Source organism: Aquibacillus albus (assembly GCF_016908325.1).
Taxonomy (GTDB): domain Bacteria; phylum Bacillota; class Bacilli; order Bacillales; family Amphibacillaceae; genus Aquibacillus_A; species Aquibacillus_A albus.
In genome coordinates this window covers 13,347-27,460 of the sequence record NZ_JAFBDR010000001.1, presented here as the reverse complement: position 1 = coordinate 27,460, position 14,114 = coordinate 13,347, and the positions used below count along the sequence as shown (strand labels likewise).

The 14,114-nt window shown below is 36.3% G+C and carries 11 protein-coding genes and 1 other annotated feature; of the genes, 1 reads left to right on the top strand and 10 read right to left on the bottom strand.

What is annotated here, in order from left to right; genetic code table 11:
- Positions 1 to 41 precede the first annotated feature (41 nt).
- From aspS to JOC48_RS00125, 3 genes are all read right to left on the bottom strand, one after another.
- The gene (aspS, locus tag JOC48_RS00135) at positions 42 to 1,817 is read right to left on the bottom strand and encodes an aspartate--tRNA ligase (protein WP_204497016.1); all 1,776 of its coding nucleotides are present in this window, start codon (positions 1,815 to 1,817) and stop codon (positions 42 to 44) included.
- The gene (gene hisS, locus JOC48_RS00130) at positions 1,818 to 3,098 is read right to left on the bottom strand and encodes a histidine--tRNA ligase (RefSeq protein WP_204497015.1); all 1,281 of its coding nucleotides are present in this window, start codon (positions 3,096 to 3,098) and stop codon (positions 1,818 to 1,820) included. It lies immediately after the preceding gene.
- Between the two features lie 73 nt (positions 3,099 to 3,171).
- Positions 3,172 to 3,441 (bottom strand) — a binding site (T-box leader).
- A gap of 80 nt (positions 3,442 to 3,521) precedes the next feature.
- Positions 3,522 to 3,695 (bottom strand): hypothetical protein, encoded by a 174-nt coding sequence (locus JOC48_RS00125; RefSeq protein ID WP_204497014.1) that lies wholly within the window; start codon positions 3,693 to 3,695, stop codon positions 3,522 to 3,524.
- Positions 3,696 to 3,800: 105 nt separating this feature from the next.
- On the opposite strand from JOC48_RS00125, the gene JOC48_RS00120 reads away from it, so the two are divergent.
- The gene (locus tag JOC48_RS00120) at positions 3,801 to 4,865 is read left to right on the top strand and encodes an N-acetylmuramoyl-L-alanine amidase family protein (protein ID WP_204497013.1); all 1,065 of its coding nucleotides are present in this window, start codon (positions 3,801 to 3,803) and stop codon (positions 4,863 to 4,865) included.
- Positions 4,866 to 4,951: 86 nt separating this feature from the next.
- On the opposite strand, the gene dtd is transcribed toward JOC48_RS00120, so the two are convergent.
- The 7 genes from dtd to JOC48_RS00085 all read right to left on the bottom strand — a co-directional run bounded on the left by dtd (position 4,952) and on the right by JOC48_RS00085 (position 14,030).
- Positions 4,952 to 5,401: a D-aminoacyl-tRNA deacylase gene (gene dtd / locus JOC48_RS00115; protein WP_204497012.1), complete on the bottom strand. Its 450-nt coding sequence runs from the start codon at positions 5,399 to 5,401 to the stop codon at positions 4,952 to 4,954.
- A gap of 19 nt (positions 5,402 to 5,420) precedes the next feature.
- Positions 5,421 to 7,628 (bottom strand): RelA/SpoT family protein, encoded by a 2,208-nt coding sequence (locus tag JOC48_RS00110; RefSeq protein WP_204497011.1) that lies wholly within the window; start codon positions 7,626 to 7,628, stop codon positions 5,421 to 5,423.
- A 282-nt stretch (positions 7,629 to 7,910) separates the two neighbouring features.
- A complete protein-coding gene (locus JOC48_RS00105) occupies positions 7,911 to 8,423 on the bottom strand; it encodes an adenine phosphoribosyltransferase (RefSeq protein ID WP_204497010.1) in 513 nt (170 codons plus the stop codon).
- Entirely contained in the window at positions 8,413 to 10,764 is a 2,352-nt protein-coding gene (recJ, locus tag JOC48_RS00100) for a single-stranded-DNA-specific exonuclease RecJ (protein ID WP_204497009.1), read from the bottom strand. The genes JOC48_RS00105 and recJ overlap by 11 nt, the downstream gene beginning before the upstream one ends.
- A 69-nt stretch (positions 10,765 to 10,833) precedes the next feature.
- Positions 10,834 to 11,169 (bottom strand): LapA family protein, encoded by a 336-nt coding sequence (locus JOC48_RS00095; RefSeq protein ID WP_204497008.1) that lies wholly within the window; start codon positions 11,167 to 11,169, stop codon positions 10,834 to 10,836.
- Between the two features lie 159 nt (positions 11,170 to 11,328).
- Positions 11,329 to 13,581: a protein translocase subunit SecDF gene (gene secDF / locus JOC48_RS00090; protein ID WP_204497007.1), complete on the bottom strand. Its 2,253-nt coding sequence runs from the start codon at positions 13,579 to 13,581 to the stop codon at positions 11,329 to 11,331.
- A gap of 158 nt (positions 13,582 to 13,739) precedes the next feature.
- Complete coding sequence (locus JOC48_RS00085; RefSeq protein WP_204497006.1) at positions 13,740 to 14,030, bottom strand: post-transcriptional regulator; 291 nt, start codon at positions 14,028 to 14,030, stop codon at positions 13,740 to 13,742.
- Positions 14,031 to 14,114 lie beyond the last annotated feature (84 nt).

Below are 14,114 nucleotides of genomic sequence, written 5' to 3'. Positions count from 1 at the left end.
GCATTATCAAGCAACAGGAATATTGCAATTATGTTACAAAATTATTCTATATCTTTTTTCTTTAACAGTAGGTTTAGTTCCTCTAACTGACTATCACTCACTGCACCAGGTGCCTCTGTTAGTGGATCTGATGCCGAAGCTGTTTTCGGAAATAAGATGGTATCTCTAAGATTGCTTCGACCAGCCAGTAACATAATAAGTCGATCAAACCCAAGAGCGATTCCTCCATGAGGTGGCGCACCAAATTCTAGTGCTTCTAACAAGAAACCAAACTGTTCTTGTGCTTCCTCCTCTGTAAATCCTAGTACTTCAAACATTTTCATTTGCATATCCTTTTGATAAATACGAAGCGATCCACCGCCCAATTCATAACCATTTAGAACAAGATCATAAGCTTGGGCTTTTACATCTCCAGGATTTGTCTTTAACTTCTCCATATCATCTACTACTGGCATCGTAAACGGATGATGAGCTGCAAAGTACCGACCAGCCTCTTCATCATATTCTAAAAGTGGCCAATCTGTTATCCATAAAAAGTTAAATTTAGACTCATCAATTAATTGTAGTTCTTTCCCCAATTTAAGCCTTAAAGCACCTAAGCTATCATAAACTACATTCGTCTTGTCAGCGACAAATAAAAGAAGATCTCCATTAGTAACCTCTAGAAGATTTTTTATTTCAACCACTTCTTCTTCATTCAAAAACTTAGCAATAGGTCCCTTCAGTTCATTCTCTTCTGCTTTTAACCAGGCAAGACCTTTTGCTCCATATATTTTTACATAATCAGTTAATGCGTCAATATCTTTTCTCGAGAATTGATCTGCTTCTCCCTTTACATTTATCGCACTTACTTTCCCACCGGATGCGACAGCACCACTGAACACTTTAAACGCTGAATCTTTAACTACTTCAGAAAGGTTAACTAATTCTAAACCAAATCTTGTATCTGGCTTATCCGAACCAAAACGCTCCATTGCTTCATCATAACTCATTCGTTGAAAAGGAATCGTAACATCCAAATCCTTTACTTCCTTCATCACCCGTTTCATCATTCGCTCTGTCATTTCCATAATCTCATCACTAGTTAAAAAGGACGTTTCTATATCAATTTGTGTGAATTCTGGCTGACGATCTGCTCGTAAATCTTCATCTCTAAAACAACGGGCAAATTGATAGTAGCGTTCGAATCCAGAAATCATTAACAGCTGCTTAAACAATTGAGGTGATTGTGGTAATGCATAAAAGTGACCCGGATGCACTCTACTTGGAACTAAGTAGTCTCTTGCACCTTCAGGGGTACTTTTTGTTAGCATTGGTGTCTCCATATCTAAAAACTCTTCTTCATTTAAAAAGTTACGAATCGCTTGTGTAGCTTTGTGTCTTAGCTTGAATGTGTTTTGTAGCGGTTCCCGACGTAAATCTAAATAACGATATTTCAACCGTAAATCCTCTGCAACATCTGAATCAGCTTCAATTTGGAACGGAGGATTTTTTGACGTATTAATAACCTGAATATCTTCTACAATAACTTCAATTTCACCTGTGCTCAATTTGGGATTTATTGTGGACTCATCCCTTGTAATGACTTCACCAAAAACCTCAATAACGTATTCACTTCGAACATTCTCAGCTATTTGAAGTGCTTCTTCAGAAACTTCAGGGTTGAACACAATTTGAACGAGACCTGACCGATCGCGAAGATCAATAAAGATCAGTCCTCCTAAGTCACGTCTTTTTTGCACCCAACCGATCAGTTTTAGCTTTTCACCAACATTCTCTTTTCTCAACATTCCGGCTAAATTCCGCTTATGTGCCATTTACTTTTCCCCCTGTAGCTTTTTTTGCAAGTATGGAACTAATTCATTGATAGCTACCTCTACCTGTTCACCTGTTTCCATTTCTTTGATGTTCACGATATTATTTGCTAATTCATCTTCACCAAGGACCACTACATATTTTGAATTTAATCGATCAGCGGCTTTAAATTGTGCTTTGAATTTTTTATCTTGGTAGTCTTTATCAACCTGAACTCCGGCTTTTCTTAATTCATAAGTAAGCCGAACTGCTTCATCGCTTGCTCTTTGTCCCAACGAAACAAAGTAGCAATCCACATTGGATTCAATAGGTAACTGTACACCTTCTGCTTCTATAGCCATTAATAAACGTTCTACACTAAGTGCAAATCCAATACCTGGCGTCTGTGGACCACCTAAATCTTCAACAAGTCCGTTATATCTTCCACCCCCGGATAAGGTAGTGATAGAACCAAAACCTTCTGCATCACTCATTATTTCAAATGCAGTGTGGTTATAATAATCGAGCCCGCGAACTAGATTTTTATCTACCACATAGTCAATCCCCATACGATCCAGGTGGTTTTGAACATTCGAAAAGTAGGTAGCGGATTGTTCATTTAAATGATCTAAAATAGATGGTGCTGTTTCCATAGCAGGATGATTTCTATCCTTTTTACAGTCTAAAATTCGAAGCGGATTTTGTTGCAGTCTTAGCTGACAGTCATTGCAAAGCTCTTCTTTGTATGGTTGAAAGTGATTAACTAATGCGGCTCGATGACTTTCTCGACTGGATGAGTCTCCTAGACTGTTAATGACTAGTTTTAACGATTTTAACCCTAATTCTTGATAGAGACTCATGGCTAATGATATAACTTCTGCGTCAATAGCCGGATCTTCACTACCCAGTGCTTCAACCCCAAATTGAACAAACTGACGCATTCTACCTTGTTGTGGTCTTTCATAGCGAAACATTGGGCCTGAATAATATAACTTCGTAGGCTGTTTAGGAATACCATATAACTTGTGCTCTACAAATGCTCGTACTACAGAAGCCGTTCCTTCAGGCCGTAGTGTAATACTTCGATCGCCACGATCTGTGAAAGTGTACATTTCCTTTTGAACAATATCTGTTGAATCACCAACACCTCGCTGGAATAGCTCTGTATGCTCAAAAATAGGTGTACGAATTTCTTGATAATTAAACCTTCTGCATAATTCAATAAATTTCTCTTCGACATGCTGCCATCTTTCTGTTGTTTCAGGCAATAAATCTTGTGTTCCTCTCGGTGCTTTTATATTCATAATTGAACCCCCTCAGTTAATGTTGCTAATATGTAATGGAAAAATTTAAACTAAAATAAACTCCCATCCCTAAAAAAGGGACGAGAGTTTTTCCCGTGTTGCCACCCTAGTTGAAGCAATAAAATTATACCAATAAGACCTTTACAATCAATCTATCGTACAATGATTGTAAGCATCGCTTCCACTTGTACCGTTAACGCCTGTGTACGTCTGTACTTACTTCATTCAGCACAGAACCTTCGGAATGTCTTTCATCAAGTCATCTAGCAGGAATTTTTTCAGCCTAAGAAATTCCCTCTCTGTTCTAGTGTTTCTTAACTACTCTTTCCATCATCGGTTTTTTATTATAAATAAATCGTATTATAGTCAATCTTTTCGTCCTTTTTCAATTGTAAATAATCATAATGTTTGTTAAGAAAGATGTCAAGAACGATTTAATTTTTTCTTTATTTTTTTTACATCCCGTAAAGACACATCAAATTCTTGAGCAATTTCAATACTGTTTTTGTTGTCTTCAAGCTCCATGAACGTGTGTAAATCCATTCCATGCAATTCATGATTCGAATGGGAACCAGTCTGCTTATCACTTAATCTCAATGTTTGTTCACCAGCCTTCTTTTACTTTGACTTCAGCAATGTTTTTTGTTTACTATAATTACAACAATAAGGTTTAACGTAGTATCAGTGTTTTGGGGGAATCCTATGTTGAAAAATATAAATCGAACAATTATTATAAGTGGTTTTGTCTTGATAGTCTTATCCATTTCAACTGTTGTTTATGCAAACCAAGTTCTAATAAATGTAAATAACTTAAATGTCCGTAATGGTCCAGGTCTTAACTATGCTACCATTGGACAAGTTAATCAGGAGGATATTTTTCAAGCCATCCAAGAGGAGGAAGAATGGGTGAAAATCCATTACAAAGATGGTACTGGATGGGTTTCAAAAGAATACGTCACTATAAATCAGGTGGAGCAAAAGAAGGAAAAACAAACATATGAGCTCAAGGAAACAGTTTATGTCCGATATGATGATGCTAATATTCGCAGTGGACCGTCAACTTCTTATGAAATACTGGACTTTGTTACAAAGGGGGATTCTCTTCAACCAATTAGACAGGAAGGGGAATGGTTAGAGATTAATTGGAAGGACGGCACTGGATTTATTCCAAAATTAGCAGTAACAGCAATTCAACCCTCAACAAAGCAGGAAGATTACCACGTGTTCGACAAAAAGACAATTGTAATCGATGCTGGACATGGCGGTCGTGATGTTGGTGCTATTGGTGACAGTGGCAGTTATGAAAAAGAATATACATTATTGACAGCAAATAAAATCAAAACATTGTTACAAACACTAGGTGCTAACGTTGTACTTACTAGAAAAAATGATAATTATTTAACATTGAGTGGTAGAGCTAGCATGGCTAATCTGGTAAATGCGGACGCATTTTTAAGCCTTCATTATAATAGTACACCACAATATCCGAATGCGCGTGGTGTTAGCACCTACTATTACTCTGATCGTGATCAACAGCTAGCATACTTTCTGCAACAAGAATTACTAAAAGCTACTGAAATGGATGATAGAGGTACACATTTTGCTAACTTCCAAGTAACAAGAGAAAACCATCGTCCATCTGCCTTACTGGAGTTAGGCTTCTTATCAAATAAAACAGAAGAAGAGAATATTAAATCTAGCGTATTTCAAGAAAAAATAGCAAAGGGCATCATTCGTGGACTTCGTCGTTATTTTGAAGGGAACTAGAATCTTTTAAAAATAACCTCCCTTGCTATCATACCCATTTTGGTATGATAGCGGGGGAGGTTTTCATCTACAGACGACTATTCGATTTATTGCTTATCAGAACTATCAATAACTAATGTAACTGGTCCAACATTTGTTAGCTGGACATTCATCATTTCACCAAATGCACCTTTTTCCACATGGATGCCTTCATTCTCAAGCAAAGTATTAAAATGCTTATACAATTCGTTAGCGGGCTCAGGCTTGGCAGCTTTCATAAAATTAGGTCTTCTCCCTTTTCTGGTCTCTCCGTATAGGGTAAACTGTGATATGGATAAAATGCTTCCTCCAACATCTTTTAATGACAAATTCATTTTCTGCATTTCATCCTCAAAAATTCTTAAATGAATAATTTTCTGGGCTAAATATTGCGCATCCTCAGTTGTATCTTCATGTGTAACTCCTAATAGAACAACAAGACCAAAGTCGATTTGTCCGATAGTATCATCCTGAACGGTAACGCTGGCATTTTCAGCACGCTGAATAACTGCTTTCATTTATTTTGAACTCCTCACACTAACTATTTAACATTCTTTCAACGGTATACACATCTTTTATTTGCTTTAGTCGGTCAACGATCTTACGCAAATGACTAATATTATGAATGAGTATCGTTATATGGATAAGCGCCATTTTATTTCGGTCAGACTTACCATTTACAGCAATTATATTTGTTTTCGATTCATTGACAGCCTGTAAGACATCGTTTAGTAATCCACGTCTATCATAACCTGAAATTTCTAAATCAACATGATACTGTTTCGTTTGTGTATTCGTATTTTCCCATTCAACATGGAGGAGACGGTCTTTCGCTTCTTCTGTTTGTATATTAGGACAATCATTGCGATGAACGGAAACACCACGTCCCTTAGTTATATAACCGACGATTTCATCACCAGGAACTGGATTGCAGCATTTAGATAGCCTAACTAGAAGATTGTCTACTCCCTCAACCCGGACACCAGAATCTTTTTTGTGGGCAGGTGCTGTTTTTAATCCACTGCTTTTTACCCCTTCTATTTTCTGCTCAAGATCCTGTAATTCTTCGTGTTGCTTGCGAATTTTATCCGTTAAACGTGTAGCTATCTGTGAAGCTGTAATCCCTTGGTAACCTACTGCAGCATACATGTCGTCTTCGTTTGTAAAGTTGAATTTTTCAGCAACACTTTTCAAATTTTCAGGTGTGAAAACATCCTTATAATCAAAACCGGCAGCCTTTACTTCTTTTTCTACCAATTCCTTCCCTTTGGTTATATTTTCATCACGGCGTTGTTTTTTGAAAAACTGTTTGATTTTATTTTTTGCTTGGGATGTTTGGGTAATTTTTAACCAGTCTTGTGATGGACCATACGAGTGCTTCGAGGTCATCACTTCCACAATATCCCCATTTTTCAATTGATAATCCAACGGTTCCATTTTCCCATTTATTCTTGCACCAATCGTTTGGTTACCCACTTCCGTATGAATTTTGTAAGCAAAATCAATCGGAACTGAACCAGCTGGTAATTCAATCACATCACCTTTTGGAGTAAAGACATAGACCATATCTGAAAACAAATCAACTTTTAAAGACTCCATAAATTCTTCTGCATCATGGGTTTCCTGTTGCCACTCAAGAATTTCTCTAAACCATGCTAGTTTAGCTTCTGAATTACTTTCACTTGGGTCAATTCGTTTGCCTTCTTTATAGGCCCAATGTGCAGCAATACCATATTCAGCAATCTCATGCATATCCTTTGTTCGAATTTGCACCTCTAGTGGCGCCCCCTTCGGCCCTATTACAGTTGTATGCAAAGATTGATACAGATTGGGCTTCGGCATCGCAATATAATCTTTAAATCTACCTGGCATCGGTTTCCAACAGGTATGGATAATCCCTAATACTGCATAGCAATCCTTTATACTATTAACAATGATACGAACAGCTAATAAATCATAAATTTCATTGAACTGCTTATTCTGCAACACCATTTTCCGATAGATGCTATATAAATGCTTTGGTCTTCCAGAAAAATCAGCTTTTATATTAACTTCTTCTAATTGATTTTGAACTTCTTGCATCACTTCATCAATATAATGTTCTCTTTCTGCCCGCTTTTGCTTCATTAGATGAACGATACGATAATATTGTTGTGGATTTAAATATCGTAGAGCAGTATCCTCCAACTCCCACTTTATCGTGGAAATCCCAAGCCGATGTGCTAAAGGTGAGAATATTTCCAGCGTTTCATTTGAAATTCTGCGTTGCTTTTCAGGTGGAAGATGTTTAAGCGTACGCATATTATGAAGACGGTCAGCCAACTTAATCAGAATAACCCGTATATCTTTTGCCATAGCAATAAACATTTTCCGATGATTTTCCGCTTGTTGAGCTTCCTTTGATTTATATCTTATCTTCCCTAATTTAGAAACACCATCCACAAGCATTGCAACTTCACTGTTAAACGCTTGTTCCAATTGTTCCACAGTTACAGAAGTGTCTTCTACAACATCATGTAAAAATCCACCCGCTACTGTCTCTGGATCTAACTCTAAATGAACTAGTATTCCAGCAACTTGAATAGGATGTATGATATAAGGCTCTCCTGACCTTCGAAACTGACCTTCATGTGCTTTCTCTGCATATTTATAGGCACGTCTAACAAAATCAGTGTCTTCCTTAGATAGATACTGAGAAGCCTGCTTAATAACCTCTTCCGCTGTCAAAATTTGATCTTTCGACATCTAATCACCTTTGTCCCTTTTCTACTGCTCATTATTAAATGAGATCAGCTACTTTTAGCCGCACAGAGGCGTGCTTTACTGAGCTGTCACAAAATGTGACAAGTTCCGCCTGTAACCTTATTTCTTATAGTATCAAAAAAACAACCAAAAAAGTAAAGTAAAAATGAAAATTATTTAGAAACAATTATAAGTTCGAGTTCAACATCCTCTTATAAAAGTAATTTTTAGGAAAACAAGGAGTACTCTTATTTAATTAGAGCACTCCTTTGTTATATCAAAACATTAATATTGCATTAAAGTCAATACATCATACCCCTCTAATTTATCTCGACCATTAAGGTAAGTAAGTTCAATTAAGAAGGCACAACCTACTACAATTCCACCTAATTGCTCCACCAATTTAATTGTTGCTTCAATTGTACCACCTGTAGCAAGTAAATCATCTGTAATTAAAACACGTTGTCCTGGTTTAATAGCATCTTTATGAATGGTTAATACATTTTGACCGTATTCCAAACCATAATCAACTTTAATTACTTCACGAGGAAGTTTTCCTTCTTTACGTACAGGTGCAAATCCAACCTCCAGTGCATAGGAAACAGGACACCCAACGATAAAGCCTCTAGCCTCTGGACCTACTACAAGGTCAATATTACGAACCTTTGAATACTCGACGATTTCATCTACCGCTGATTTATAGGCTGTACCATTGTCCATTAATGTAGTGATGTCTTTAAAACGCACACCTTTTTTAGGCCAATCATCTACGATTGTTATATATTTTTTATAATCCATAACTAACTTCCTCCTTCAATGAACTCTCTACATGAAGGTGATTGTCAAACCATTCCTTCAGTTCCTTGTATGTAGAGTAATATAGCTTTGCTTCTATTTTAGATTGCATCCATTTTCTTTGGTAAAGAGTAGATTCTGTTAAATCTCGTTTTGATGGCTTAGAGAAAGGAATGATTTTACCAGTCTCCATTTTAACAAAATCTAATTCGTAAAATATTTTAATCATTAATTGGATTTTTTCTACCTTCCAACCTTTATGCTTAGCAAGCTTCGGTGTATCCTTTTCTAAATCAAAATATTTTCGTTTCAATAGTAGGCCATAAAACCATTTAAAATCTTCACGCGTTGGAAACGAATGGAAATATTGATCGTCATTTTGTAATCGATAACATGCATAAATCCGTTTAGGGTTAATGCTAGACAATACGTTTTCCAATTGTTCAAAAGAAGCTGGCAGATCCATAATAAATAGATCAGTTATATAAGAATAATCACCTTGATCAATGAAATAATTGTCATATTGAACTGGGTTTAAGTCAAGAGGAAATGACTGGTTCACCTCTGACTGAAAACAAATAGCTAAGCTCGTCTCTAAAAAAGATGGTTCTATTTGCTTTTGCCAATGCTTTGACCCACGGTAGTCGAAAAGTTGCCATTGCTTTATCGATAAATCTTTTAAGAGTAACTGGAGTTTTTGTTTTCCATTCCATTCATTGATCTGCAGTTCTCCTACTGCATCTATCTCAGAATGTGGACCTATTATCGGAAATAACTCCCCCATTCCAAATCCTATGCAATCCAATTTTGTAGTTTGTTGCTCGAAGGAAAGCTTTAAATGATTTTGTTGGCTTCCAAGCTGGCGAATTTCTGTCGGTGTTGACTTAACATGAAAAAGCGGCTTGGGATTCCCCATCCCAAAAGGAGCAAGCTTCTCTATCTCTTTAATCAAGGATAAGCTGAGTTCATCGATTGTAACCATTTCGTCAATCGTTAATACCTGTTTGTAGTCCTCATCGGTTAATTGTTCACTAGCTAATTGGTTTAGTTGAGTACGTAAAACAGAAATGTCAGCTTGGTGAAGAGTCATACCTGCAGCTTGTGCATGTCCACCAAAATGAACAAAAGTATCACGAATTGTCATACAATTAGAAAACAAGTCAAATGCATCAATGCTCCTAGCAGAACCTTTCGCATAACCTTTTTCAGGATTAATCGATAGAACGACAGTAGGTCTTTGATACCGCTGAATTAATTTTGATGCAACAATACCTAAAACACCTTCGTTCCATCCCTCTTTTGCTACAACTATAACGTTTTTATTCATTTCTGCTTCTTTTTCAACTATTTCTTCTGCTTCCTTCGTAATATTGCTGACGACTTTTTGACGTTCCTGATTTAGCTGTTGAACAAAAGCTGCCAGTTCTTTTGCCTCTTCAGGATCTTTGGTTAATAATAAATCAACTGCAACATTCGCATCCTGTAGTCTGCCAACAGCGTTAATTCTTGGGCCAATTAAAAATCCAATATCTTCTTCTGTTACCGGACCTTCCATGTTGCATTGTTTCATTAGTGCTTTAATTCCAAACCGGTTTGTCGCACTTATCGCTTTTAATCCATCGTATGCCAATACTCTATTTTCGTCCAGAAGTGGTACCAAATCTGCTATTGTCCCAATCACTACCAAATCTAAAAGATGTTTTGGAAAATAGCCTAATAATTGATGAGCAAACTTAAATGCCACACCCACTCCGGCTAATTCTTTAAAAGGATAACTAGGTGAACATTTCGGGTGAACAATGGCAAATGCGTCAGGAACTTTTTCTTGTACCTCATGGTGATCCGTAATGATAAGGTCAATCCCTAGGTCTTTGGCAATTTCAGCTTCATGAACTGCTGCTATACCTGTATCAACGGTAATTATTAGCTGAAACCCTTGCTTAGAAGCCTCTTTAAATGCATTCTCATTTGGACCGTAGCCTTCTGTAAAACGATTAGGTATATAATACTCGCACACAGCACCAAGTTCACGAAGTGCTTCTATCATAACGGTTGTCGAGCTAACACCATCAGCATCATAATCACCAAATACTAATATACTCTCACCATTTTCTATTGCTTGTTTTACCCGATTGACTGCTTTTTCCATATCATTCATTAAAGATGGACAATGCAATTGACTACTTTTAGGGTTTAGAAACGACTTTGCTTCTTCTATTGTAGTAATTCCTCTTTTAACTAATAGACGTTCAGTCAATGAAGATATAGAAAGTTGTGAAAAAACATTACTATAATCATCATTTGTATCATATGTAAATTTCCAATTTGCTTTACTTTGTAACATAAATTCACCCCTGACTCACTTATTATACAAGAGTGGCTCAGGGGGAGCAAACAGATTTTGTCGATGGATTTACTCAGTTGGGTGTTGTCCATTTTCATTTGGAGATTGATTGCTATCCATCAATAATTCATGTTCATCATCCATGGTCTTTATTCTTTCATTTAACTTTTCATTTTCCTGTTTTAACATTCGAATTTCCTTTTGTAGCTTAATTAGACGAACTATTCCAACTGTAGCTGTTATCACTCCTCCCATTAGTACAGATATCAATATTACTAAAATTAATGGTGCATAGCCTGTTCCGAACAGATAGTTCACTTCAACTGGTTCTACATTAATAACTGCAAATATGGCAACAATTACCGCAAATACCAATGCTAATATTATATATGTTTGGCCTCTCATAAAATTCCTCCTTTACCTTTCATTCCCTTTATTATAGTAGAGCCACAGCTGTATGTCGATTTTTCGGTATAATTGTTACTTTTATTCTTTTCCCAGTTGATTCGATATCAAAACAGAAAAAATAAAGGTTGACTACAACTTGTAGTCAACCTCATCCTTTTATACCTGCGGACCGTCATTTCGTTGCTTTTCCGTATAAACAATCGGATTTTCTTTAATATTTTTACCTCTCCATACTAACCAGAGCTGTGCACCGATGAATAATGAAGAATACGTTCCTGCAATTAAACCAATAACGAGCGCAAACGAAAAGTTTGTAATCGATGTGGCTCCAAATAGAAGTAACATCAATGCAGCAAACACTACGGTTAACACGGTGTTAAAACTTCTAACTAACGTTTGCATTAAACTCTTATTTACTACTTCTGCTAACTCATCAAATGTTTTGACTCGCTTTTTGAGTTTTAAATTTTCTCTTATTCGATCAAAAGTAACGATGGTGTCATTAATGGAATAACCGACAATCGTTAAAATAGCAGCAATAATCGTTATGTCAAACTCTAACCTTGTAATACTAAACAAAGCGACAATAAAGAACGCATCATGTAGCAATGCAACGATAGCCGCTAAGGCAAAGTAAAATTCAAATCGGAAGGTAACGTAAATAATAATTCCTATTGACGCATAGATAACAGCCATTATTGCGTTTTGAGCAAGCTCCTGACCGACAATAGGAGAAACAGTACTAATGTTTGGCTCACTTCCATATTTATCACCAAAATATTCCTTTACCTCTGCAATTGTTTCTTGTGACAATTCCTTATCAAATCTAGCTACACCAATTTCATTGTTATCACCAGAGATGATAATGTTATTAGGTTCAAGCTGTAACGCTTCAAATCCCGACTCAATTTCTTCTGCAGTTAAACTGTTTGGTGCTAGAATTTCTGCACGGGAACCACTAGTGAAATCAATTCCTAAATTTAAACGGAAGGCAACTAAACAAATGACTCCAGCTAGTATTAATAGGATAGACAATCTGAAAAATTTCTTCCTTGAACTTACAAAATCAAATTGCCTACCTAAAAACTTCGGTTCTATCTCTGTTGTATCAGCTATATCTTTTATTTCTTTTTCCTTTAGGCCAAACCAACCTGGACGCTTGTTTAAAGCTTTACTTTTCACCCAGAAACCAAGGAATAATCTTGATCCATATACTGCTGTGATAAAGCTTAACAATATACTAACGATTAACAATGTAGCAAAACCTTTAACGGAACTTGTACCAAAAATAAATAATACTGTCGCAGCAATTAGAGTTGTAATGTTAGCATCTAGAATCGTAGAAAGTGAATTTTTATTTCCAGCTTTAAATGCTGACATTACTGTTTTTCCTTCTCTTAATTCTTCCTTCATGCGCTCATACGTAATAATGTTAGCATCGACAGCCATTCCAACACCCAGAATAAGTGCGGCAATACCTGGTAAAGTTAAAACACCATTCATTAATTCAAATACCAGTAAAATAAGATAAATATAAATACTTAATGTAATCGTTGCAATTAACCCAGGAAATCTATAAAAGGCAATCATAAAGATAAAGATCAATGCAACGCCTAACGCACCAGCAAAAATCGTCTTATCCATTGCTTGTAAGCCAAATTGTGCCCCTACAGAAGTCGAATATATTTCAGTAAGATTTACTGGTAAAGATCCTGCGTTTAAAATATCAGCTAAACGTTTGGCTGAATCTACTGTAAAATTACCATCAATCATTACATTTGCTTGTGTTAATTTTTCATTAACATTTGGTGCAGATATAAACTTAGGATCTTCCTTTTGTGCTTCTTCTTGGAATGAATCCCCTTCTTGATAATCCATCCAAATTACAAGTTGATTATTTGGTTCCATCGCCGCAATTTGCTCAGTTACCTCAGCAAATTTGGATGCGTCTTTCAATTGAAGGGTTACAATAGGATGACCAAAATCAGGATGGAAGTCTTGTCTAGCACTGCCTTCTTTAATATCAGATCCATCCAAATACTCCTTGTCATTAACATCTCGGAGGGATAACCTTGCGGATGTAGACAATAACTCACGTGCTTCTGATTGATCATCAATTCCTGCTAATTGGACACGAATTCGATTTTCGCCTTCAATATTAAAATTTGGTTCATTTACACCGAGTACATCTACACGTTCACGTAATGCTTGTGTCGTTGCTTCTAAAACATCCATCGTAATTTCTTGATCTTCATCAACAGGTTCGACTTCATATAAAACTTCAAACCCACCTTGAAGATCTAGTCCTAATTTTATATCTTTTGTTATTCCTGTAATCGTTGTTCCAATCGTTCCCGCAAATAATAATACGATTAGAAAAAAGGCAACGATTCTTCCTCGTTTTACCATGTTGAATTGCCTCCTTTATACCATCCACTCCAATGAATAAACACAGCGTTTTTAATAGGTTTACGAAATTATTGATTAATATAAGTCCTATAAATGATAAGCACAAAAAGTATTATGAGACTTTTCAAGGGTTGTGTCAATTGAATTCCTTCTATTAATTAATCATCCGAATTTGTCAATGCTGCTATCGAAGCAAGCAAATTGTCATCCTTATAGGTTTGAACGGTTAAATAACTCATATATGTATTCGAGTTTAAATGAAAAATATCCTGAACCACTTCATGTAACCGCTTTTCTGGATTCCCTTTCCACACCTTCTCCGTGAGACAATTCCACACATCCTCGGAAGTAGTTCGAGAGTATCCCATCATCCTGAATTCATCTACCTTACTATGTAATACAACGGAAAGCATTGATTTCCAATCACTTACAGACTTTTGAATTTCCATTTACATTTCCCCTCTTCCGATTGGTAAGATATTATAAATTCTAAAAGTATAAGAAAGCTTGTCATGCTTGACCAACTTTGTCGC